Source organism: Cognatundibacterium griseum (assembly GCF_014284195.1).
Taxonomy (GTDB): domain Bacteria; phylum Pseudomonadota; class Gammaproteobacteria; order Burkholderiales; family Burkholderiaceae_D; genus Undibacterium; species Undibacterium griseum.
Genome location: NZ_JACOGC010000001.1, coordinates 752,548 through 776,328 on the forward strand (window position 1 = coordinate 752,548; position 23,781 = coordinate 776,328).

Here is a 23,781-nt window from a genome sequence, read left to right on the forward strand (position 1 = left end):
CGGAGTACATAACATGACTAAACAACTTCAAGACGCATACATCGTCTCTGCTACCCGTACCCCGATCGGTAAATCTGGCCGCGGTATGTTCCGTAACACCCGTCCGGACGATCTGCTGGTGCGCGTATTGCAATCGGCAATGGCACAAGTACCGAACCTGGATCCGAAACTGGTGGAAGACGCGATCGTCGGCTGCTCTTTCCCGGAAGGTGCGCAAGGTTTGAATCTGGCACGGATGGGCGTATTGCTGGCTGGCTTGCCGAATACCATCGGTGGCGTGACCATCAACCGTTACTGCGCTTCCGGCATTACCGCGGTAGCGATGGCGGCTGACCGTATCCGTGTCGGCCAGGCTGACGTGATGATCGCGGCGGGTGTTGAATCGATGTCCATGGTACCGATGATGGGCAATAATCCATCAATGAACATGGCGATTCTGAAAGATGAAAATGTCGGCATGGCATACGGCATGGGTCTGACCGCAGAAAAAGTCGCACAGCAATGGAAAGTATCGCGTGAAGCGCAGGATGCATTTGCACTGCAGTCTCACCAGCGCGCTATCGCTGCTCAGAACGCTGGTTACTTCGATGCAGAGACAACTTCTGTCGACATCATCGACCGTGTACCGAATCTGGCAACCGGCGAAATCGAACTGAAAACCCGTACTGTGACACGCGATGAAGGCGCACGTCCTGACACATCGCTGGAAGGTCTGGCCAAACTGAAACCGGTATTCGCTGCCAAAGGCAGCGTTACTGCCGGTAACAGCTCGCAGACTTCCGACGGCGCAGGCGCTTTGCTGATCGTGAGCGAAAAAATCCTGAAGCAGTTCAACCTGACGCCGCTGGCACGTTTCGCGTCTTTCGCAGTACGTGGCGTACCACCGGAAATCATGGGTATCGGCCCGAAAGAAGCGATCCCGGCTGCTTGCCGTGCCGCTGGCATCACGCAAGACCAGATCGACTGGTTCGAGCTGAATGAGGCATTTGCTGCGCAATCGCTGGCAGTGGTTCAGGATCTGGGTCTCGATCCAGCCAAAGTGAACCCGATGGGCGGTGCGATTGCGCTAGGCCATCCACTGGGAGCAACCGGTGCGATCCGTTCTGCAACCACGATCCACGCACTGCACCGTAACAACCTGAAATACGGTATGGTCACGATGTGTGTTGGTACCGGTATGGGTGCAGCAGGTATCTTCGAACGCTGCTGATTATCAGGTTCAACCGATATTTGCAGGTATCCGGTAAAACCGCACAAATCTGATTTGTGCGGTTTTTTTTAGGAGGCGAGATGGAGACCATACAGATTCTGACGACAGATCAGAAAATACTGACCGCTAAACGATATACCCCTGCAACAGCGGCAACCGCCGTAGTGCTGATTCCGGCAGCAATGGGTGTCAAGCAGCAATTCTATGCCCCGTTTGCGCAATTCCTGTGCGAGCACGGCATGGCGGTGCTGAGTTTCGATTACCGTGGCATGGGTGAGTCGCTGCCTGCTGAATATCAGAAATCCCTGCGCGGATTTAACGCCACACTGAACGACTGGGCCGAGCTCGACTATAACGCTGCCTTACTGGCTGCACGAGCCTGGCAGCCAGACGTGCCTCTGCTAGTGATCGGTCATTCGCTGGGTGGCCAGCTGGCAGGCCTGACGCCGGACAATCACCTGATCGATGGTTTGCTGACAGTCGGCTGCGGCACTGGCTACTGGCGTTATAACGCGCCGCAACTCAAGCGTCACGTCTGGCTGTTGTGGTATTTTCTGGTACCGTTTTACACATCGGTTTGCGGCTATTTCCCCGGCAAGAAACTGCGCAAGGTCGGTAACCTGCCGAAGGGCGTGATTTATCAGTGGGCGCGCTGGTGTCGCGATCACCGGTATTTTGTCGATCAGTCAGGTCAGGCGATGCAGACTTATCATCACCAGATGCGCGCTCCGGTGCTGTGCATGAGCTTCACCGACGACGAGATGATGGGGCGGAAAAATATCGACAGCCTGCATGATTATTTCCGTCATGCGCCGGTCGAGCGCCGTTATATCCGGCCGCAGGATGTCAATGCAAAAAGGATAGGACATTTCGGATTTTTCCGTACCGAGTTCCGCGACAGCCTTTGGCAACAGGCTTTACAATGGCTGTCTGCCACTTCAGCTCAACCTTCAATTTAAAATAAGAGAAACACACGATGGATATCCTGACTCACAAAGAAAACGGCATTCTGACGATCAGCTTCAATCGTCCGGAAAAGAAAAACGCCATTACCCAGGCGATGTATCAGGCGATGGCTGACGCCTTGCGTGCCGCGCAAAGCGACACAGCCGTGCGCGCCATCCTGCTGACTGGCAAACCAGAAATCTTTACAGCGGGTAACGACCTGGAGGATTTCATGAAAAATGCAGGTGGGCTGGCGAAACCTGAGTCAGTTCCTCCGGTGTACCAGTTCATGCAGGCCTTGAATGAAGCGGAAAAACCGGTGATTGCGGCTGTGTCTGGTGCCGCCGTCGGCATCGGCACGACCCTGCTGATGCACTGTGATCTGATTTATCTGGCAGATAATGCCAGATTGTCGATGCCGTTCACGCAACTGGGGTTGTGTCCGGAATTCGCTTCCAGCATGGTATTCCAGCAAATCGTGGGCTATCAGCGCGCCGCCGAAAAACTGATGCTGGGAGAGGCATTCAGCGCGCAGGAAGCGTTTGAAATGGGTTTCGTCAATAAAGTTCTGCCGCTTGATGACCTGCTGCCTTATGCTCAACAGGTTGCCGCTAAGCTGGCTGCTTTGCCCGCCGCTTCTATCCGCGTCACCAAGCGTCTGATGAAAGCCAGCCAGCCTGCAGCTGTCAGCGAAAAAATGCGCGAAGAAAATCAGCATTTCTCGGCAATGCTGAATGCCCCTGAAGCCAAGGAAGCATTCATGGCATTTTTCCAGAAACGCAAACCGGATTTCAGTCAGTTCCATTGAGGCAGACAGAGCAGAAGATCACCGGAATTCCTGATTATTGATGCAATGAATTCCGGAAATTCTTGCTTGTCCCGGTACGAATTCAGATGCTGTCCGCTGCCGTGCGGCGGCATCCAGTAAGGAGTCAGGATGATGACAAAACCGGTACTCGCAACATCTGCGGACAGTGGGACAGATTCTCCTTCCCGGCTGATCGATGCAAAAATCAGGAAGCTGGATGACTGGCGCGGGGAGATGCTGGCGCAGCTGCGGGACATCATCAGGCTGGCTGACCCTGGCGTGCTGGAAGAATGGAAGTGGCGAGGCGTACCGGTATGGTCGCACGCAGGCATCATCTGTACCGGTGAAACTTACATGCATGTCGTGAAAATGACCTTTGCCAAACGCGCTGCGCTGGAGGACCCTGCCAGCCTGTTTAATGCCAGTCTGGAAGGAAATACCAGGCGTGCCATTGATTTCCATGAAGGCGACACGATTAACAGCGACGCGCTGCAACAACTGATTCGCGCGGCGGTGGCGCTGAATCTGAGTGCAAAAGCAAAGAAACCGGCAGCGCAGCGATGAGATGCCAGTCAGTTTGTGCGGCATGATCCCGGTTGGGGTAATGTTGGCCGCATTCCGCAGTAAAGGAACTTGAATGAAGATTCAGGGAAAACTCCCCAAACCCCGTAATCCGCTTGCGCTCGCCGCCCGGCAGCGTCAGGCGGGGGAACACGGTGGCCATCAGCCGCAGCGTGCTGAGCGCAGGAAATACAAAATGCGCTTGCAGAAACTGCTGTCCGGACGGCTCAAAGAGGGTGATGAGTCCTGAGTGTCTGCACCATCTCAGGAACGGCTAATCAGACCATAGCCTGAGGACAACAGCAGTGCCAGTAAGCTCAGCCCCGCAAACACGGCACCTGTATAAAAAGTAAAAGCAGCGCCAAATTCCTGCCACAGCAGACCGGCGATCACGCTGGCGAGTAACAAGCCCACACCGCTGGCCAGATTAAAAAATCCAAATGCCGTTCCCCGCAAATCAGCTGGCGCGCTGGCTGCAACCATGCTGGCAAGCAGTCCCTGCGTCATGCCCATATGAACGCCCCACAAGGCAATGCCACCCAGCAGACCGGCCCATTGCGTGCTGTAGCCCAGCATCAGGTCAGAAGCGATCAGGACTGCGAGTCCGGCAGCCAGTAATTTCTGATGCGAGATACGATCGGACAGTTTTCCAAACGGATAAGCCGATGCGGAATAAACCAGATTCATGGCGACCATCACCAGCGGCACCAGCGCAACCGGAATCGCCAGTTGCTGCGCGCGCAGTACCAGAAAGGCTTCACTGAAGCGTGCCAGCGTGAAGATGCTGCCCATGATCACTACCCACCAGTAGCTGCGTCCCATGCGCCGCAGATTGTGCAGGCTGACCGGATTACCCGGGTTCCGGATGGCGACCGTTGCCGGTTCGTGAACGCCGAAAAAGAGCAACAGCATGGCGGCCAGACCGGGGATCACGGCCAGCCAGAATATCTGCCGGAAATCATTCGCCCACAGCAGCATCAGACCGCTTGCCAGCAACGGGCCGGCAACCGCCCCAATAGTGTCGAGCGATTGCCGCAAACCGAACGCCTCACCGCGTATGGATGGCGGTGTGATGTCGGCGATCAGGGCATCGCGCGGTGCGCCACGAATACCTTTGCCGACACGGTCCATCAGACGGGCAGTCAGGAGCATGCCCATACCCTGGGAGATGGCAAACAGCGGCTTGGTGAATGCACTCATGCCATAACCGAACACCGCAAGGGCTTTGCGTTTGCCCAGCCTGTCGCTGAGTGCGCCGGAAAATACTTTGACCAGCAAGGTCGTGGATTCTGCGATACCGTCGATCAGGCCAACGGCAAAGACGCTGATGCCCAGTGTCCCGACCATGAACATCGGCAACAGGCTGTGAATCATTTCAGACGAAATGTCCATCAGCATGCTGACAAATCCGAGAACCCAGATGCTTTTTGGGAGGCTTGCTTTACTCATGCTGCTCCATTTAAATACTGTCCGGCTGCGCTCAGGCTGAGTGCAATCAAGTGCCGCTGATCTCCTTGCCGGCATCCAGCGCCGCCTGACGCAGCGTGTTCAGTGTCGCTCCGGGCGTGATCAGGTTTCCATCGTAACGCAATTCAATCAATGCAGGCAGTTGTTGTGTCTTGGTGTGTTCGATCGCACGTTGCAGGGCAGGAGCGAAATCCGCGGTGTGCTCCACCGTTTCACCGTGCGCCCCGAAGGCGCGGGCGAGGGCGGCAAAGTCCGGATTTTGCAATACTGTGCCGGACACCCGCTGAGGAAAGGTTTTTTCCTGATGCATGCGGATGGTGCCGTACATGCCGTTGTTGAATACGATGATGATGACGCCCGCTTTGTACTGCACAGCGGTGGCGAGTTCTTGTCCATTCATGAGATATTCACCGTCACCGGCAAAGGTGATGACCGTGCGTTCCGGGGCAATCAGTTTGGCCGCCACGCCTGACGGGACGCTGTAACCCATGGCACCCGAGGTCGGCGCCAGCTGGGTGCGGAAGCCGCCATAGCGGAAATAGCGGTGTGCCCAGGTGGCGTAATTACCGGCGCCATTGGTGATGATGGTATCTGCCGGTGTTTGCTGCATGACGTCCTGCACGACCTGCCATAAATTCAGCGGGGCATTTTCTTTTGCAAAAATCGCCGGCTCCTGTTGCCATGTTTGTAGCTCAGCTCTTGCTTCGCTGACTTGATTCTGCCATGTTGTGTCTGCATCGAATGCCGCCATGTCTGCCAGCGCCTGTGTTATTTCTTTCATGCCGCTGTTGATCATCAGATCGGCCTGATAGACACGGCCAAGCTCGCCTGCATCGCTGTGAATGTGAATCAGTTTTTGTTTGGGCAGCGGTGCTTCCAGCAGCGTATAGCCACCGGTCGTCATCTCGCCAAGGCGCGGACCGATGGCGACAACCAGATCGGCATTCTGAATGCGTTGCGCCAGTTTGGGGTTGATGCCGATGCCGACATCGCCAATGTAATTCGGATGCGCATTGTCGATCAGATCCTGAAAGCGGAAGGTGCAGGCCAGCGGAATATGGTGGCGCTCTGCAAAATCGGCGATGCGTTTGCAGGCATGGCTGTCCCAGCCGCTGCCACCGAGCAGGAAAACCGGACGTGTCGCCGCTGACAACATCGCACGCAGCTGCGTGATCTGGGCGGGCGAGGGGGCAGCCTGTACCGGTGTGTAGCGGCGGGTGTCTGCGACGGCAGCCTGCTGCACCAGCATATCTTCCGGTAATGCCAGCACGACCGGACCCGGGCGGCCGCTGGTGGCGACCTGAAAAGCATGGGCGATGTATTCCGGTATCCGGTCGGCACGGTCGATCTGCGCCACCCATTTCGCCATCTGCCCAAACATGCGGCGATAATCGATTTCCTGAAAAGCCTCCCGCTCCACAAAATCATTGCCGACCTGTCCGATGAACAGAATCATCGGCGTCGAATCCTGATGAGCCGTATGCACGCCGATGGATGCGTTGGTCGCACCAGGGCCGCGGGTTACAAAGCAGATGCCCGGCTGGCCGGTCATTTTCCCATAGGCGTCGGCCATGAATGCTGCCCCGCCTTCCTGGCGGTTGATAATGAAACGGATGCTGCTGTCATGCAGCGCATCCAGTACCGCCAGATAGCTTTCGCCTGGAACACCGAAAATGGTATCGACGCCATGAACTTCCAAAGCATCCACAATCAATTGACCACCGGAACGTGACTTCAGCATGATAGGTAAACCGGAAAAAAAGAAAATCAGTACGCTACCAGAAAGCTTGCCGAATTTGCAGCGCTTCTGCAGAGAATCAGCGGAAACTGTGGCGACTAGGGTAAAATGATGCCTGAAGCAGGCCAGACAATCGCTGGTTGCTGTGTTTTGCACAGTGACGGGAGGAAGGTCCGGACTCCACAGAGCAGGGTGACGGCTAACGGCCGTACGCTGAAAGCCGCAAGGTATAAGGCGAGGAATAGGGCCACAGAGACGAGTCTTTGGGGAGTAGCGGGCGCAAGCCTGTGCTAAACCACAAAGGGTGAAACGCGGTAACCTCCACCCGGAGCAATTTCAAATAGGCACGCGTTGAGGTGGCTCGCGGAGCGTGCGGGTAGAAAGCTTGAGCGACGGAGCAATCCGTCGCCTAGAGGAATGATTGTCATAGCGGGCTGCAGCAATGCAGCGTGCCGTAACAGAATCCGGCCTACCGGCCTGCTTTATTTTTTCCGTTTTCCTCATACTGCCGGCAATTCTTACTATTACCAGCGCTGAATTGCGAAAAACGTGCTGCTGCATACTCGCGCCGTTGTTTTCGCATCATTTCCATTTTCCCGTTTTTTATCTTTCGCATGCTAAACTGAGCCGCGCAGAGCGTGGTGGCGGAGGTAATGGCGGCTGAAACATCAGTCATCCTGACTCGTGCGAATCTATAAATCAATTCCCTTACCTCGGTCAGATTGAGAAAATTCCGGATACATGGAAATTCAGGGCTCAAAAAAACAAAGAAAGGTGCCGCTGGCTGTATTTGCAGGTGGCATTGCCCTGATCGTGCTGATCATTATTGGGCAGACATGGTGGGCGGCGCTGGAAGACCGCCACCAGACCTTATCTGAAGCACAGCGTCACAGCTATTTCACGGTACGTATTCTGGAAGAGCAGGCCAGTCATGAACTCGCCGAAGCCGTTCAGGTCATCACCGAGCTGGAAAATATGCTGAGAGAGACGACGGACATCTCTCGATTACAAAAACAAAATTTCAACGACATACTGGCAGAGCAGCGCCAGGACTCCTCATATCTTTGCAGTATGACGGTGTTCAGTCCGGACGGGACTTTGCTGTTTTCCAGTCATACCCGTTATCAGGACAAACAGCCGCTGCCAGAATATCTCAGGAAACTGCTTGCACGACCGGCGCAGAAACAGATGGTGACCGGACCTGTCATCTGGACGCCCGATAATAAAGGCATTCTGCCAGTCGCAAAAAATATTTATGATGCGCAAGGACAGCTGCTGGCGCTGATTGAGGCCGATATCAGCCTGAGTTATTTTCAGGAATTTTATGAGATGGTTGCACGCGGCAGTGCCGCCGTCATTTCCCTGCACGATCAGTCAGGAAATCTGCTGACCAGTTCTCCTTTCGATCAGGCATTGATCCAGCATTTTGTGCCTTCAGCTCCCTTGCTGCCCGCACTGACTGCGGCTGCCAGAGAAGGTGCTTTGTATGCACCGGGATTGTTCAGTGAAACGGGGGAATTTCAGTACACATACCGGAAGATTACCGGCTTTCCGCTGACGCTGATGTATGCCAGAAGCACGGCGACTATTTTGTCGGACTGGAGTACCAGATTAAAGTACAAGCTGATGTTTTCTGCCGTGACTGCGTTGTTCATCCTGGTCCTGACGATGCTGCTGCTCTGGCAGATACGACGTCTGCAGATATCCCAGCAACAGGTTAAAGCCAGTGAAAAGCGCTACAGACTGATTTTTACCGGTGCTCAGGATCCGATCTTTCTGGTGAACCGCCAATGGCGTTATGTGGACTGTAACCGCGCAGCGCTGGCTTTGCTGAATGTGCAGGAGTTAAGTGACGTGATCGGACATTCGGTGATGGAATTTATCACTTCACAGCAGCAGTTTTCTGATTTTCACATCAGCAGCGAACAGCAGATGACGACCTTGATGAACAACATCATGGAAGGCGGTGTGCAACGTTCAGAATGGGTAACGGTAAGAGATGGCCAGCCTTTTTACAGCGAAATTTCCTTGAGCCGGGTCGAGTTGAATGGCGAGATGCTGTTGTTTTGCGTCGCACGCGACATTAATGGCCAGAAATATTCAGAGCGTTTGCTGGAAGGGCAGAACCGTTTGCTGCAATTGATTGGTGCGAATGAGGAACCGGTATATATCCTGAATGCGATCTGCGATTTTGTGGAGGAGCTGCGTCCAGGGTGGCGGGTCGGGATTCAGCTGCTGGATGACGATCAGAGAATTTTTGTGCAGTCTGTCGGCCGCCATTTCCCGGAAATCCTGACGCAGCAGATGACAGGCGCGCCGGTATCTCACGGCAGCGGTCTGTGGAGCGAAGCGATCCTGCAGGCGTGCCCTGTGCAGGCTGAATCATTGCAGCAGGCTGCCTGCATGCAGTTTGTGAATGGATTGGAGCAGCTGACTCAATACAGTTCCGGCAGCGCCTGGCCGCTGATGGATAAACATGGGCAGGTCTTGGGTAGTTTTACCGTACTGCTGCCGTCCGGGTTGTCGCTGAGTATGGATGATCAGCGGCTGGTCGGTGCCATGATTGAACTGGCAGGCATTGCGATCGAAGGCCGCCGTTCAGAGAAAAAAATTCTCCAGCTGGCGCATTACGATGAACTGACCGGTTTGCCAAACCGTTTTCTGTATAACCAGCATCTGGCGAAAGCCTTGCTGCTGGCCGAACGTAACAGCCGTTGCCTGGCGGTGTTATTTCTGGATCTCGACCGGTTTAAAAACATTAACGATACCTTTGGTCATGATGAAGGGGATAAGGTCTTGCGCCGTGTTGCGCAGCGTTTCCGTCATACCTTGCGTGAATCAGATATTGTTGCCAGGGTTGGCGGCGACGAATTCATCCTGCTGGTCGATCAGTTCAATGAACCGCGTGATCTGGGGGATATCGCTGGAAAATTGCTCTACGAGGCCGCGCAGCCTTTTGAAATCGGCGGCCAGGAATATCAGCTCAGCGCAAGTATCGGCATCGCGACCTTTCCCAATGATGGACGCGACGCACAGACATTGCTGAAGAATGCAGATATCGCCATGTACCGGGCTAAAAACAAGGGAAAAGACAATTACCAGTTTTATGCCTCGGAAATGAATATCCACACCATCGAGCGCCTTGCCTTTGAAGCCCGTTTGCGTAAAGCACTTGAACGACGCGAATTTATCGTTTATTACCAGCCTAAAATTTCCCTGACAACCGGAAAGATTGTGGGGGCAGAGGCATTGGTCCGGTGGAATCATCCAGAGCAGGGAATTCTGTATCCGAATGATTTCATCATGCTGGCAGAAGAGGCCGGCCTGATCGGGCGCATGGGCATGCTGGTGCTGGACATCGCCTGTAAGGATATCCTGAGCTTCCGCCAGATGGATGGACAGTTTGGACGGATTGCAATTAACTTGTCCGGCTCCCAGTTTAACGATCATCAGCTGCTGGAAGAGATCCGGAGTGTGATTGATTTCTGGCGCGTACCGCCAAGTGCGATTGAATTTGAAATTACCGAAAGCATGGTGATGCATAACCGTGAACAGGCAATGGTATTGATGGATGGCTTCAAGGATGCCGGCTTCAGCCTGTCGATTGATGATTTCGGAACAGGCTATTCCTCGTTGGCCTACCTGAAACGCTTTCCGGTGGACAGTGTCAAAATTGACCGGTCTTTTATTAAAGACATTCCTGCTGATCCGAATGATACGGCGATTGTCCAGGCCATTATCGTCATGGCGCATACGCTGGGATTGAAGGTCATTGCTGAAGGTGTGGATGCCGCGGACCAACTGGCGTCGCTGACGGATTTTTCCTGCGATGAATATCAGGGCTTTTATTTCAGCAAAGCTGTGCCGGTCAAAGAATTTTTGCATTTACTGCAAACGCAGATGACGAATACCAAGTCAGTGCTTGCTCACTGAAATTTTCCTGTTGTTTTCCCCTTCCGTTACACCTTCTCGCATACATCCCAACTTACTTTTGGGAAATAAAGGGCGTTCCCACCCACCAGTCTGCTGACAAGCTACTTTCAGATTCGTTTGTAAGTACTTCATTTATAGAGCTATTTTGAAAATAAAATTTTGAAGTAGTTGCGCTAAGTCATTGACTTCATTAAAGAAATTCTGTTTTTTGTCTTTAATTTCGCTTGACCACGGTTATTGCATCCTCTAAAGTGGGAAACAGTGTGAAAAAGTGTAATTTTGTGGGATAAATCTCTTTGGTTCGATTATCTTCACAAAGCACCCCATTTCAATTCCAATCCAGGTTAAAGGTATCAGCGTGTTTCAGGGTCCATCCGCACTCAGTCTCGATGCGAAAGGCAGAATGTCTATTCCTGCCCGCTATCGTGATGCCCTGAGCAACCAGTATCAGGGACAACTGACGCTGACCCGCCACCCCGACGGCTGCCTTCTGTTGTTTCCCCGCCCAACCTGGGAAAACCACCGTGAACAAATTGCTGCATGGCCGATTCAGGCACGGGACTGGAAACGGATTTTCCTTGGTAATGCGTTTGATGTGGACATGGACAGTGCCGGCCGTATTTTGCTGGCGCCGGAATTGCGCCAGGCAACCGGCATCCAGCGCGACATCATGATGCTGGGAATGGGTAGTCATTTCGAGATTTGGGATGCTGGCCGTCTGGCAGAGAATGAGGCAAATGCCAAAGCATCCGGTGCGCCGGATGTGCTCAACAATTTTTCTTTCTGATCGCAGGCAATGACAACACAGCAAGCGACAGAATTCATACATCAGACCGTGCTTCTGCAGGAAGCCGTGGATGCGCTCGGAATCACGGATGAACGCAGCAACGGGATTTTCATCGACGGTACTTTCGGACGCGGCGGGCATAGCCGGCTTATTCTCGAGCGTCTGGGGCCGCGCGGCAGGCTAATTGCATTTGATAAGGATACGCAGGCCATCGCCTGCGCGAGTCAGATCACCGATCCGCGCTTTCAGATCGTGCATGACAGTTTTGCGACGGTCGCGCAGGCCTTGCAGGAATTGCATATTGAACAGGTGGACGGCGTATTGCTGGATTTGGGCATATCGTCGCCTCAGGTTGACGATGCTGCACGGGGCTTCAGTTTTCGCGCCGATGGTCCGCTGGACATGCGCATGGATACTACGCGCGGTATGTCGGCTGCCGAATGGCTGGCAGTGGCGGAAGAAGAAAAAATCAGGGAGGTCATTAAAAATTATGGGGAAGAACGGTTTGCTTTTCAGATTGCAAAGGCGATTGTTGCTCGCCGGCAGGCGGAGCCCATTACTGGAACCCGACAGCTCGCAGAACTTGTCGCACACGCCGTCAAAACTCGCGAGAAGGGTAAGGACCCGGCAACTCGCACCTTTCAGGCTATACGGATTTTCATCAATCAGGAGCTTGAAGATCTCGAAGTAGGGCTGGCCGCGGCTTACAGTGTGCTGGCACCTCATGGCCGGATGTCCGTAATCAGCTTTCATTCGCTGGAAGACCGTATCGTCAAACAGTTTTTTGCCGCCAGAGTCAGGGTCGCACAGCCGGACCGGCGTCTGCCGATACGGCAGGCAGATTTACCGCAACCGCAAATGCGGCTCCTGAACCGGTTGAAACCTTCTGACGCCGAGGTGCAGCGGAATCCCCGTGCCCGTTCCGCAATTTTGCGGGTGGCGGAGCGCCTGCCGGGAGACTCGGCATGATTACCCGGATCAATATTGCGTTGATGATCGCGCTGATCGGCTGTGCGCTGTCGCTGATCAACGCACAATATCAGGCACGTCGCCTGTTCATTGAACTGGAGCGTGAGCAAAGCCTCAGCAAGCAATATGATTTGCAATGGACCCAGCTGCGGCTGGATCAGTCCACCTACGGCAAACATTCACGGATTGAAGCTGTGGCGACACAGGAACTCAATATGGTGCCTGTCACACCGGAGCGGACGCAATACCTGACAGCGGCGGAGATCAGATGAGCCGCCCCGGAAACATGTCCCGTACTGCCGCATCCCGCGGGGTTTCGTTTTCTTCCAACCCTGTGCTGGAAGTGAAACTCCCGACCTGGCGTTCCCGTCTGGTGCTCTTTCTGCTGTTCGGTGCCTTCGTTGCGCTGATTGCCAGAGCGTTGTGGCTGCAGGGCATGACAACCGAATTTCTGCAAAAACAGGGCGCCAGCCGTTATGCCCGGACATTGGAATTACCGGCAACGCGCGGCAAGATTACTGACCGCAATGGACAGGTGCTGGCTTCCTCTGTGCCGGTCAAGGCGATCTGGGCCATTCCTGACGATGTCCTGGAAGCACCGAAAGAAAAAATCCAGCAACTGGCGAAGCTGCTCGATATGAGCGAAGCGGAGTTGCGCAAAAAGCTCGATTCGGACCGCCAGTTCGTTTATCTGAAACGGCAGGTGGAACCGGCAGTGTCTGACCAGATTCAGGCATTGGGCATTTCCGGCGTGGAAACCCGCAAGGAATACAAACGCTTTTATCCCGAAGGGGAAGTCATGGCGCATGTCGTCGGCTTTACCAGCGTGGAAGATATCGGTCAGGAAGGCATTGAACTGGCATCTGAAAAAAATCTGGCTGGAAAAACCGGTAGCCGTCGCGTCATCAAGGATCGGCTGGGGCGCATTGTTGAAGATATTCAGGCCATCCGCGAACCGCATGATGGAAAAGATCTGACGCTGTCAGTGGACAGCAAGATTCAGTACATTGCCTTTACCCACCTGAAAGAAGCCGTCGAAAAGCACAAGGCCAAAGCCGGTGCGGCAGTGGTGCTGGACGTCAAGACGGGTGAAGTGCTGGCACTGGTCAATTTGCCGGCCTATAACCCGAATGACCGTTCGGTGCTGACCGGCGCCCAGTTGCGTAACCGTGTGATGACCGATACTTTTGAACCGGGTTCAACGATGAAACCTTTCACCGTTGCGCTGGCGCTTGAAACTGGCCGCGTTACACCGGATACCGTGATCCAGACCGCGCCGGGCACCATGACGATTGGCCCGGATACCATCCACGATGCGCATAAACAGGGTGCACTGACTGTTGCGCAAGTGATTCAGAAATCATCGAATATCGGCACCGTCAAAATGGCGTTGCAAATGCCGCCGAAAGAAATGTGGGAGATGTTTACCACCGTGGGTTTCGGTCAGCAGCCAAAATTCGGCTTTCCCGGAGCGGTGGCCGGCAGGTTGCGCAATTATAAAAACTGGCGCCCGATTGAGCAGGCCACCATGAGTTACGGACACGGTGTTTCGGTGTCGCTGATTCAGATGGCGCGGGCATACATGATATTTGCGCGGGATGGCGATCTGATTCCTTTGACCTTTGAGAAATCCAGTGAGCGTCCGGCGGGGCATCGCGTCATTTCAGAAAAGACGGCACAGCAGATGCGCCTGATGATGGAAGCGGTGACTGAGCCGGGCGGTACGGCTACGCAGGCACGCATTGCCGGTTATCGCGTTGCCGGTAAAACTGGGACCGCTCATAAACTCGAAGGTGGGCGCTATGTAAAGAAATACGTTGGCGATTTTGTCGGCTTTGCGCCGGTCTCCAATCCGCGTGTCATCGTTGCTGTGATGATTGACGAGCCAACTGCCGGCGGCTATTACGGTGGTACCGTAGCGGCGCCGGTATTCGCTGCCATCACAGCGAATGTTCTGCGTTCGCTGAATGTACCGCCAGATTCTACTGTCACCAGCATCATTCCTGATACCAGTGTTCAGGAGAGCATGTGATGACACACTCTATCATTTCAATGAACGACATTATTCAATGGCTCAGACAATACGCGCCCGACGCGCAACTGAGCTCCAATTCACGCCAGATTCAGTCTGGCGACGTATTTCTGGCGGCACCCGGTCATCATAGTGACGGGCGTGACTATATCCGCCATGCGGTCGAACAGGGTGCGATTGCCGTGCTGTACGAACCGGAAAATTATGTCTGGGATGCGTCGCCCGATATTCCGCATCTGGCCGTCCCCGGACTGGCCCGCCAGTGGGGCATGATCGCCAATCACTGGTATCAGCAGCCGGATCGCTCCATGCTGACTGTTGCCGTTACCGGAACCAATGGGAAAACCTCCTGTACGCAGTGGCTTGCCAAGGCATTTTCCTTAGACAAAGTGACTGCAGGAGTCATCGGCACTCTGGGTAACGGAATTTATCAGCAGGGTATGGCCGGCGAGCTGCAGGAAACCGGATTAACCACGCCGGACGCCATCAGCCTGCAAAAAGAATTGCACCGGATGCAGGAAGCGGGCGTCGCGGTCCTGGCGATTGAGGCTTCTTCGATCGGGCTGGAGCAGGGGCGCTTAAATGGCATGCATATCGACATCGGATTGTTCACCAATCTGACGCGGGATCATCTTGATTACCACGGCGATATGGCACAGTACGGCGCTGCCAAGCAAAGATTGTTTGACTGGGATACGTTATCCGTCGCGGTCATTAACCTGGATGATGATTTCGGTATTCAGCTGGTTCAGCATTTGCGTGCGAACCGTCCGGCAGTCCGGATTCTGGCGTACAGCCTGAATGGTGTTGAAGCAGATGGATGTGAAATCCTGAGCGCCTCGCATTGCCGCTCCGGATATGCCGGAACCAGCTTCCATCTTGAATCGCCATTTGGTTCCGGACTGGTGAAAACACAGCTGATCGGCAGATTTAATGTCAGCAATATGCTGGCAGTGCTGGCGGTGCTGCTCAGCAGGGAAATCCCTTTTACCAGGGCGCTTGGCCTGATCGAAAAACTCACACCAGTACCGGGCCGGATGCAATTACTGGGCACTGCCGGTCATGTGATGGTGGTTGTGGATTACGCGCACACACCGGATGCGCTGGAAAAAACCCTGGAAACCCTGAGTGCCGTCGCCGCAGAGCGGGGGGGCGAATTGTGGTGTGTATTCGGCTGCGGCGGAGACCGTGATCCGGGTAAGCGCCCGCAAATGGGGCGAGTCGCTGAAATTGCGCAGCATGTGATCGTCACCAGCGACAATCCGCGTACCGAACGCCCTGCCGCAATTATTCAGGATATTTTGCGCGGTATGAAAAATCCTCCTCATGTGATTGAGGACAGAGCAAATGCGATTCTGTTTGCGATCAAACATGCCGGTGATCATGACGTGGTCCTGCTGGCGGGTAAAGGGCATGAAACCTATCAGGACATCAACGGTAAAAAATGGCCATTTTCTGATGAAGAACATGCTTCGCTGGCACTGGCGACAGTCGCAACCAGCGGCAACCTGAAGAGGGCCAATTGATGCATACCACGCTTCAGCAATTGCAACAGGCACTCAGCTCCGCCGTGATGACTGAGGATGTTGCCATCACGGGATTAACCACAGATAGTCGCAAAATCCAGCCGGGCGATGTGTTTGTCGCATTGCGCGGGGAACATTTTGATGCCCACGATTTCTTGCTGCAGGTCGCGCAGTCCGGTGCGGCTGCAGTGATTGCAGAACAGTTGCCACCGGCATTCAATTTACCTGCCCTGATTGTGCCCGATACCAAGAAAGCACTGGCAGAAGCCGGACGCTACTGGCGTCAGCAATTTACTTTGCCTGTCATCGGCGTCACCGGCAGTAACGGGAAGACAACCGTCAAGGAAATGATCTCCGCCATACTGGCCGAGGCTTTCGGTGCTTCGCACCGTTTGGCCACCACAGGCAACCTGAATAATGAAATCGGCGTTCCCCTGACAATGAAAGAACTCAGCGCGGAGCATCGGGCTGCGGTGATTGAAATGGGGATGAATCATCCCGGAGAGATTGCGGTGCTGGCCTCTATCGCATTGCCGACTGTTGTGCTGGTCAACAATGCTCAGCGTGAGCATCAGGAATTTATGCAAAATGTCCGTGCTGTGGCTGAGGAAAATGGCGCGGCGATCCGGGCTTTGCCTGCAGACGGCACAGCCGTTTTTCCGCTGGCGGATGATTATGCAGATTTGTGGCGTGCTTATGCGCGTGAATCCGGGCAGCGCACAGTGCTGACATTCGGTTTAACACCGGATGCCAACGTCAGTGCGACTTTCAGCCCCGGTGTATTTGACAGCCGTATTCAGTTAAACATCAATGGCAGCAGCGCAGATGTGCTTTTGCAGGCAGCCGGACAGCACAATGTGCTGAATGCACTGGCGGCGGCAGCCTGTTGCCATGCGATCGGGCTTGCCATGCCGGTGATCGTGCGCGGACTGGAAAATTTTCATCCTGTGAATGGCAGATTGCAGCGTAAAGCCGCTGCCTGTGGTGCGGCGCTGATCGACGATACCTATAACGCCAATCCTGACTCGGTACGCGCTGCGATTGATGTATTGCACCAGATCGGCGGCTCCACGGTGCTGGTGCTGGGGGATATGGGCGAAGTGGGCGAGAACGGTGCGGATTTTCATGCTGAAATCGGTAGTTATGCAAAAGCCCGGGGCGTGCAGGAAATGTTTTTACTGGGCGATCTGGTGCGTCATACCGCCAAGACTTTCAGTGGCGCGCGGCACTTTGATAACCTGAATGATTTACTGCTGGCGCTGGATGCCAGCCTGAAACGGGATCAGACCGTACTGATCAAAGGTTCCCGTTTCATGAAGATGGAACGTGTCGTTGCACACTTGCAGGGTGGCAGCGACCAGATTTTTACTGCACCCAATACAATAGGAATTCATTAGCATGTTGCTCTGGCTGGCAGAATATTTTAAACAGGATCTGGGGCTGCTGCGCGTCTTCGGTTTTATTACCTTTCGCGCGGTATTCGCTACCATGACGGCACTGGCGATCGGGATTTTCGCCGGTCCGGCCGTGATCCGCATGCTGACCCGGATGAAGGTAGGGCAAGCCGTGCGTTCCTATGGCATGGAAACGCATCTGGTGAAATCCGGCACGCCGACCATGGGAGGCGTGCTGATTCTGATTGCGATTGCGATATCGACAATATTGTGGGCAGATCTGAGCAATCGTTTTATCTGGGTTGTGATGATTGTGACGCTGGGATATGGCGCGGTCGGCTGGGCGGACGATTATCGCAAGGTGGTGCATAAAGATCCGGAAGGAATGCGTTCCCGCGAAAAATATTTCTGGCAGTCGCTGGTCGGCATTGCTGCCGCTTTCTATCTCGCATTCTCTGTTTCTGCGCCGTCCAATTCGCAGATTCTGGATTTGCTGTTTGCCTGGGTGCGTTCCGGTTTCAGCATGGACTTGCCGCCGAAGGCTGATTTGATCGTGCCTTTTTTTAAAACCGTCAGCTATCCGCTGGGCGTGTGGGGGTTCATTGCCCTGACCTATTGCGTGATTGTCGGCACCAGTAATGCCGTGAATTTTACCGACGGTCTTGATGGCCTGGCGATTATGCCCATCATCATGGTGGGAACGGCGCTCGGTTTATTTGCCTATTTATCCGGACACGTCGGCTATTCGAAATATCTGCTGATTCCGCATATTCCGGGAGCCGGTGAATTGCTCATTTTTTGCGGCGCGCTGACCGGAGCAGGCCTGGCCTTTCTGTGGTTCAACGCACATCCTGCCCAGGTTTTCATGGGAGACGTCGGCGCGCTGGCGCTGGGCGGTGCACTGGGGACGATTGCCGTCATTGTGCGCCAGGAAATCGTGCTGTTCATCATGGGCGGCATTTTTGTGGCAGAGACCTTGTCAATCATTCTGCAGGTTTCCTATTTTAAATACACCAGAAAACGTTACGGCGAAGGGCGCCGCTTGTTCTTGATGGCACCGCTGCACCATCATTTTGAAAAGAAGGGCTGGAAAGAAACGCAGGTCGTGGTCCGTTTCTGGATCATTACCATGCTTCTGGTGTTGATTGGTTTGTCCTCGCTGAAACTGCGCTGAATCAGGCGCACTTAAGCAGAAATTGATATTGAAGTGCTGATTGGATTACCGGGTATGAATTATTCTGACAAACGTGTATTGGTGCTGGGACTGGGAGAGTCCGGTCTGGCAATGGCGCAGTGGTTATTGCGCGCCGGTGCACGCTTACGTGTTGCAGATACCCGCGCTCATCCGGAACGGTTGGATCAGCTGTTGCAACTGGAACCGCAGACAGAATTTATTTCCGGTGAATTCAGCGAAGCTTTGCTGGAAGATGTGGATCTGGTTGCCGTCAGTCCGGGATTATCGCCGTTGCGTGAACTGGAAAAAATCATTCCGGCAGCCGGTGCGCGTCAGATACCGCTCTGGGGCGAAATGGAATTTTTTGCACAGGCACTGGCTGCCCTGCGCGCAGAAAACGGATACCAGCCGAAAGTGATTGCGATTACCGGCACCAACGGCAAAACGACCGTCACCAGCCTGGTTGGTTTGCTGTGCGAGCGGGCCGGCCTGACAGTCCGGGTCGCCGGAAATATCAGCCCGGCCGTGATGGATGTCATGCGAACAGTGCTGGAACAAAACACCTTGCCTCAGGTCTGGGTGCTGGAATTGTCGAGTTTCCAGCTGCATTCGACAATCAGCTTGCAGGCAGACGTGGCTACCGTACTCAATGTCACACAGGATCATCTGGACTGGCATGGCAGCATGCAGGCGTATTGTGCAGATAAAGCGCGGATTTTCGGCGAGCAGACTGTACAGGTGCTCAACCGTGACGATGCGCTGGTGATGGCGATGGCAAAGCCCGCTGCCACAGTGTTCAGTTTTGGTACGGACGCACCGGAACACGCCGGAGATCTGGGTCTGGTCAACGAACATGGTATGAGCTGGCTGGCAACAGCGACGGCGGCAGACGATGCTCCCGTCGCTTCTGGCCGGCGCAAGAAAAAAGAGACGGAAGAAATCCCTGTCACGCTGACCCGGCTGATGCCATCCGATGCCCTGCAGATCCGTGGCCAGCATAATGCAGCAAATGCATTGGCAGCACTGGCGCTGTGTCGTGGTATCGGCTTGCCGTTCGCTCCTTTGCTGCATGGTCTGCGTGAATATAAAGGTGAAGCGCACCGGGTTGAACTCATCAGTACCGTCAGCGGCGTTGACTATATCGATGACAGCAAGGGAACGAACGTCGGTGCAACCGTCGCTGCGCTGAAAGGTCTTGGGCAGCAATTTGCAGCATCGGAAAAACGGATACTGCTGATCGCAGGCGGTGAAGGTAAGGGGCAGGATTTTTCACCTCTCGCAGAGGTTGTTCAGCGTTATGCCAGAAAGGTGCTGCTGATCGGCCGGGCGCGTCCGGAAATCCGTGCAGCGCTGACTGCCAGCCAGACAGAGATGCAGGATTGCAATTCGCTTGAGGAAGCCGTGCAACAGGCGGCAGCGATCGCCACGGAGGGGGATGTGGTTTTGCTGTCTCCGGCCTGTGCCAGTCTCGATATGTTTCGCAATTATGCGCACCGCGCCCAGGTATTTGCCGATGCGGTGCGTGAGCTGGCGCTTGATCGTGGGGAGATCTGCTGATGAAACAGTTGCTACTCCCTTTGCAGCGCTGGTCGCCGTTCGCTGCACCTGGTCCAGAGACCAGACTGGTGAATCGTTCCCGGATGATGAATTACGATCAGCCGCTGGTCTGGGTCACGATGATTCTGATGCTGTTCGGTATGGTCATGGTGTATTCCGCCTCGATTTCCTTGCCTGATTCACCGAAATATGCGAATTACAAAAACGCGCATTTCCTGATTCGCCAGGCGATGTTTGTTCTGGTGTCCGTCATCATGGCGGCGCTGGTTTTCCGGATACCGGTTTTGAACTGGCAAAAGCTGGCGCCTTATCTGTTCGTGTTCACACTGATTTTACTGGTTGCTGTCCTGATCCCGGGATTGGGTAAAGGGGTGAACGGTGCAAAGCGCTGGCTGTCATTCAAGGTATTCAACCTGCAGCCTTCCGAATTCATGAAACTGTTCATGGTGCTGTATGCCGCTGACTATACGGTACGCAAACAAGAATACATGCATAAGCTGACCAAAGGATTTGTGCCCATGCTGGCCGCAGTCGGCGTGGTCGGGTTGCTCCTGCTGCTGGAACCTGATCTCGGCGCCTTCGGTGTGATTGTCTGTATCGCGATGGGAATTTTGTTTTTAGGCGGAATCAACGGTATCTGGTTCGGTGGTATTGCAGCGACACTGGTCGGTATTTTTACACTGGTGATCGTCTTGTCTCCCTGGCGGCGGGAGCGGATTTTCGCTTACCTGAGTCCGTTTGATGATGACCATGCGCTGGGCAAGGCTTATCAGCTGACGCATTCGCTGATTGCATTTGGGCGCGGGGAGTTGTTTGGCGTGGGGCTCGGCGGCAGCGTTGAAAAACTGCATTATCTGCCGGAAGCGCATACCGATTTTTTGCTGGCGGTGATAGGTGAAGAACTGGGATTTGCCGGCGTGATGGTGGTGGTGTTGCTGTTCTACTGGATTATCAAGCGGGCATTTGAAATAGGCAGGCAGGCGATTGCGCTTGATCAGACGTTTGCCGGATTGACCGCCAAAGGAATTGGCATCTGGATTGGCGTGCAGGCATTCATCAACATGGGGGTGAATCTTGGTTTGCTGCCGACCAAGGGCCTGACTTTGCCATTAATGAGTTATGGCGGTTCCGGCGTCATGATTAATTGTATCGGGCTGGCAATCCTGCTCCGTGTCGATTATGAAAACCGTGTGCTGATGCGGGGAGGCCGCGCATGAAATCTGGGCAGACCAAAAAACTGATGATTATGGCGGCCGGCACAGGGGGGCATATTTTCCCCGGATTGGCCATTGCTGAAATCATGCGTGAACGGGGCTGGGAAATCAGCTGGCTGGGCACTAGTACCGGCATGGAAGGGCAGATCGTTCCGGGACACGGCATTCCGATGGATAAACTGGCATTCACCGGTTTGCGCGGCAAGGGTTGGAAGCACAGTGTGAGCGGCGCCTGGAAACTGCTGATCAGTTTTCTGACCTGCTTCCGCTTAATCGGCCAGCGGAATCCCGATGTGGTGCTGGGCATGGGCGGCTATGTCACGGTTCCCGGTGGTTTGATGGCGTTTTTGCGAGGCCGGCCGCTGGTGCTGATGAATGCAGATGCCGCCTTGCTGTTATCGAATAAGGCTTTACGCCCGTTTGCCAGCCGGTTGTTGTTTGGCTTGCCGGCCAAGCATTTGCCGGCAGATCAGAAGATACAGATTACCGGTAATCCGGTTCGTCAGGAAATCTGCGCATTACCTGAGCCACAGCTTCGTTACGGCCAGCGACAAGGCGCCTTACGGATACTGGTGGTCGGCGGCAGTCTGGGTGCGCGGGCGTTGAATGACTGCCTGCCGCAGGCGCTGGCGCTGATTCCGGAACAATTACGGCCGGTAGTGACGCACCAGTCCGGAAAACAGAATATCGCAGCACTGCAAAAAAACTATGCTGCTGCCGGCGTGCAGGCCGAAATACTGGATTTTATTGACGATATGCCGCGCCGTTATGCACAGGCTGATCTGGTGATCTGCCGTGCCGGTGCGATCACGGTGTCCGAGCTGACGGCTGCCGGTGTGGCGAGCATCCTGGTGCCTTTCATGGCATCGAGCACATCCCATCAGCAGGAAAACGCGGTCTGGATGGCCGGGCAGCAGGCAGCACTGCACCTGCCGCAGGCAAAACTGACGCCGACCGCACTGGCAGAACAATTGCAACTGCTGGACCGGACAGCGTGCCAGAAAATGGCGGAACGTGCCTACGCATTGGGGCAGCGCGGGGCGAGTCAGCATATCGCCGGGATTTTGGAATCATTAACATGAAACATAAAGTTAAAAACATACATTTTGTTGGTATCGGCGGCTCGGGGATGAGCGGTATTGCCGAGGTCTTGCTGAATCTCGGATACACCGTCTCCGGTTCTGATCTCAGCAGCAATGCCGCCTCGCAGCGTTTATCCGGCCTCGGGGCGCAGATCAGCATTGGTCATGATGCACAACATATTGAGGGCGCCGATGCTGTCGTGACGTCCACCGCCGTCAAGGGTGACAATCCGGAAGTCGTCGCGGCACGCGCACGGCATATCCCGATTGTGCCGCGGGCATTGATGCTGGCAGAGCTGATGCGTCTGAAAAGCGGTATCGCTATTGCCGGCACACATGGCAAAACCACGACTACCAGTCTGGTGGCAAGCGTGCTGGCGCAGGGCGGGCTGGACCCGACCTTTGTGATCGGCGGCAGGCTCAACAGCGCGGGGGCCAATGCCAAATTAGGCAGCGGTGATTTCATCGTGGCGGAAGCGGATGAATCCGATGCCTCATTCCTGAATCTGTTGCCGGTGATCGAAGTCATTACGAATATCGATGCCGATCACATGGAAACTTACGGGCACGATTTTGCCCGTCTGAAGCAGGCGTTCATTGAATTTACCCAGCGCTTGCCGTTTTACGGCGTTGCTGTGCTGTGCCTGGATGATGCCAATGTGCGCGAGATCATGCCATTTGTGTCAAAGCCGGTGGTGACGTATGGTTTTCATCCTGACGCCGATGTACATGCGGTCGATGCCCGGGCTGCAGAGGGCAAGATGCATTTCACCGTTGTACAGGATGGTTATGCCGACATGCCGGTCAGCCTGAATCAGCCCGGTATGCACAATGTGCAGAATGCCTGCGCCGCAATTGCGATTGCACGTGAAGTCGGTGTCGCCGATGTCGCCACACAAAAGGCGCTCAGCGAATTCAACGGCGTGGGCAGACGTTTTACCCGTTATGGCGATATTCCTCTGGCTGCGGGCGGTCATTTCACCCTGGTGGATGATTACGGACATCATCCGGTAGAGATGGCGGCTACCTTAGCTGCTGCACGCGGCGCTTATCCGGGGCGCAGGCTGGTGCTGGCATTTCAGCCGCACCGCTATACCCGGACCCGCGATTTGTTTGAGGATTTTGTCAAAGTTATTTCCACGGCAGATGCTGTCGTGCTGGCCGAAGTTTATGCAGCTGGGGAAGCCGCGATTCTGGCGGCAGACGGCCGCGCCCTGACGCGCGCGCTGCGGGTCACAGGAAAGGTCGAGCCGGTGTTTGTCGAAGATATTCAGGACATGCCGGAGAGTTTGCTGCGGGTATTGAAAAATGACGACGTGCTGATCGTCATGGGAGCAGGTTCTATCAGTGCAGTGCCGGCAAAACTGGCGCAGGCAAAATAAAA

At 54.6% G+C, this 23,781-nt stretch carries 19 protein-coding genes and 1 other RNA gene; 18 read left to right on the forward strand and 2 right to left on the reverse strand.

Going from position 1 to position 23,781, the window contains the following annotated elements:
* Positions 1-13: 13 nt before the first annotated feature.
* The 5 genes from H8K27_RS03370 to H8K27_RS03390 all read left to right on the forward strand — a co-directional run bounded on the left by H8K27_RS03370 (position 14) and on the right by H8K27_RS03390 (position 3,774).
* Positions 14-1,210, forward strand: coding sequence for an acetyl-CoA C-acyltransferase (locus tag H8K27_RS03370; RefSeq protein ID WP_186861772.1), 1,197 nt, complete (start codon positions 14-16; stop codon positions 1,208-1,210).
* Between the two features lie 80 nt (positions 1,211-1,290).
* Positions 1,291-2,169, forward strand: a complete 879-nt coding sequence (locus H8K27_RS03375; RefSeq protein ID WP_186861773.1) for an alpha/beta hydrolase family protein — start codon at positions 1,291-1,293, stop codon at positions 2,167-2,169.
* A gap of 17 nt (positions 2,170-2,186) precedes the next feature.
* Entirely contained in the window at positions 2,187-2,963 is a 777-nt protein-coding gene (locus H8K27_RS03380; protein ID WP_186861774.1) for an enoyl-CoA hydratase, read from the forward strand.
* Between the two features lie 132 nt (positions 2,964-3,095).
* Positions 3,096-3,527, forward strand: coding sequence for a DUF1801 domain-containing protein (locus H8K27_RS03385; protein WP_222610592.1), 432 nt, complete (start codon positions 3,096-3,098; stop codon positions 3,525-3,527).
* 73 nt (positions 3,528-3,600) lie between these two features.
* A complete protein-coding gene (locus H8K27_RS03390) occupies positions 3,601-3,774 on the forward strand; it encodes a hypothetical protein (RefSeq protein ID WP_186861776.1) in 174 nt (57 codons plus the stop codon).
* 14 nt (positions 3,775-3,788) lie between these two features.
* On the opposite strand, the gene H8K27_RS03395 is transcribed toward H8K27_RS03390, so the two are convergent.
* Together H8K27_RS03395 and H8K27_RS03400 are read right to left on the reverse strand one after the other, a co-directional pair.
* A complete protein-coding gene (locus tag H8K27_RS03395; RefSeq protein ID WP_186861777.1) occupies positions 3,789-4,973 on the reverse strand; it encodes an MFS transporter in 1,185 nt (394 codons plus the stop codon).
* A 46-nt stretch (positions 4,974-5,019) separates the two neighbouring features.
* Positions 5,020-6,732: a thiamine pyrophosphate-binding protein gene (locus tag H8K27_RS03400; RefSeq protein WP_186861778.1), complete on the reverse strand. Its 1,713-nt coding sequence runs from the start codon at positions 6,730-6,732 to the stop codon at positions 5,020-5,022.
* 114 nt (positions 6,733-6,846) lie between these two features.
* Here H8K27_RS03400 and rnpB point away from each other — a divergent pair.
* The 13 genes from rnpB to murC all read left to right on the forward strand — a co-directional run bounded on the left by rnpB (position 6,847) and on the right by murC (position 23,779).
* An RNA gene (rnpB, locus tag H8K27_RS03405) (RNase P RNA component class A) lies at positions 6,847-7,217 on the forward strand.
* Between the two features lie 253 nt (positions 7,218-7,470).
* Complete coding sequence (locus H8K27_RS03410; protein ID WP_186861779.1) at positions 7,471-10,662, forward strand: EAL domain-containing protein; 3,192 nt, start codon at positions 7,471-7,473, stop codon at positions 10,660-10,662.
* 358 nt (positions 10,663-11,020) lie between these two features.
* On the forward strand, positions 11,021-11,449 hold the full coding sequence (gene mraZ, locus H8K27_RS03415) for a division/cell wall cluster transcriptional repressor MraZ (protein WP_186861780.1): 429 nt from the start codon (positions 11,021-11,023) through the stop codon (positions 11,447-11,449).
* A gap of 9 nt (positions 11,450-11,458) precedes the next feature.
* Positions 11,459-12,418 carry a 16S rRNA (cytosine(1402)-N(4))-methyltransferase RsmH gene (gene rsmH / locus H8K27_RS03420; protein ID WP_186861781.1) on the forward strand — a complete coding sequence of 320 codons (960 nt, stop codon included), beginning with the start codon at positions 11,459-11,461 and terminating at the stop codon, positions 12,416-12,418.
* Entirely contained in the window at positions 12,415-12,690 is a 276-nt protein-coding gene (gene ftsL / locus H8K27_RS03425) for a cell division protein FtsL (protein WP_186861782.1), read from the forward strand. The genes rsmH and ftsL overlap by 4 nt, the downstream gene beginning before the upstream one ends.
* Positions 12,687-14,450, forward strand: a complete 1,764-nt coding sequence (locus tag H8K27_RS03430) for a peptidoglycan D,D-transpeptidase FtsI family protein (RefSeq protein WP_186861783.1) — start codon at positions 12,687-12,689, stop codon at positions 14,448-14,450. Before ftsL ends, H8K27_RS03430 begins: the two co-directional genes overlap by 4 nt.
* Positions 14,450-15,976: a UDP-N-acetylmuramoyl-L-alanyl-D-glutamate--2,6-diaminopimelate ligase gene (locus tag H8K27_RS03435; protein WP_186861784.1), complete on the forward strand. Its 1,527-nt coding sequence runs from the start codon at positions 14,450-14,452 to the stop codon at positions 15,974-15,976. The genes H8K27_RS03430 and H8K27_RS03435 overlap by 1 nt, the downstream gene beginning before the upstream one ends.
* Positions 15,976-17,373, forward strand: a complete 1,398-nt coding sequence (locus H8K27_RS03440; protein WP_186861785.1) for a UDP-N-acetylmuramoyl-tripeptide--D-alanyl-D-alanine ligase — start codon at positions 15,976-15,978, stop codon at positions 17,371-17,373. Before H8K27_RS03435 ends, H8K27_RS03440 begins: the two co-directional genes overlap by 1 nt.
* Position 17,374: 1 nt before the next feature.
* Positions 17,375-18,544, forward strand: a complete 1,170-nt coding sequence (gene mraY / locus H8K27_RS03445; protein WP_186861786.1) for a phospho-N-acetylmuramoyl-pentapeptide-transferase — start codon at positions 17,375-17,377, stop codon at positions 18,542-18,544.
* 54 nt (positions 18,545-18,598) lie between these two features.
* Positions 18,599-20,101 carry a UDP-N-acetylmuramoyl-L-alanine--D-glutamate ligase gene (gene murD / locus H8K27_RS03450; RefSeq protein WP_186861787.1) on the forward strand — a complete coding sequence of 501 codons (1,503 nt, stop codon included), beginning with the start codon at positions 18,599-18,601 and terminating at the stop codon, positions 20,099-20,101.
* Positions 20,102-20,184: 83 nt separating this feature from the next.
* A complete protein-coding gene (ftsW, locus tag H8K27_RS03455; protein WP_408058414.1) occupies positions 20,185-21,318 on the forward strand; it encodes a putative lipid II flippase FtsW in 1,134 nt (377 codons plus the stop codon).
* Complete coding sequence (gene murG, locus H8K27_RS03460; RefSeq protein WP_230418846.1) at positions 21,315-22,397, forward strand: undecaprenyldiphospho-muramoylpentapeptide beta-N-acetylglucosaminyltransferase; 1,083 nt, start codon at positions 21,315-21,317, stop codon at positions 22,395-22,397. Before ftsW ends, murG begins: the two co-directional genes overlap by 4 nt.
* Positions 22,394-23,779, forward strand: coding sequence for a UDP-N-acetylmuramate--L-alanine ligase (gene murC, locus H8K27_RS03465; protein WP_186861789.1), 1,386 nt, complete (start codon positions 22,394-22,396; stop codon positions 23,777-23,779). The genes murG and murC overlap by 4 nt, the downstream gene beginning before the upstream one ends.
* Positions 23,780-23,781 lie beyond the last annotated feature (2 nt).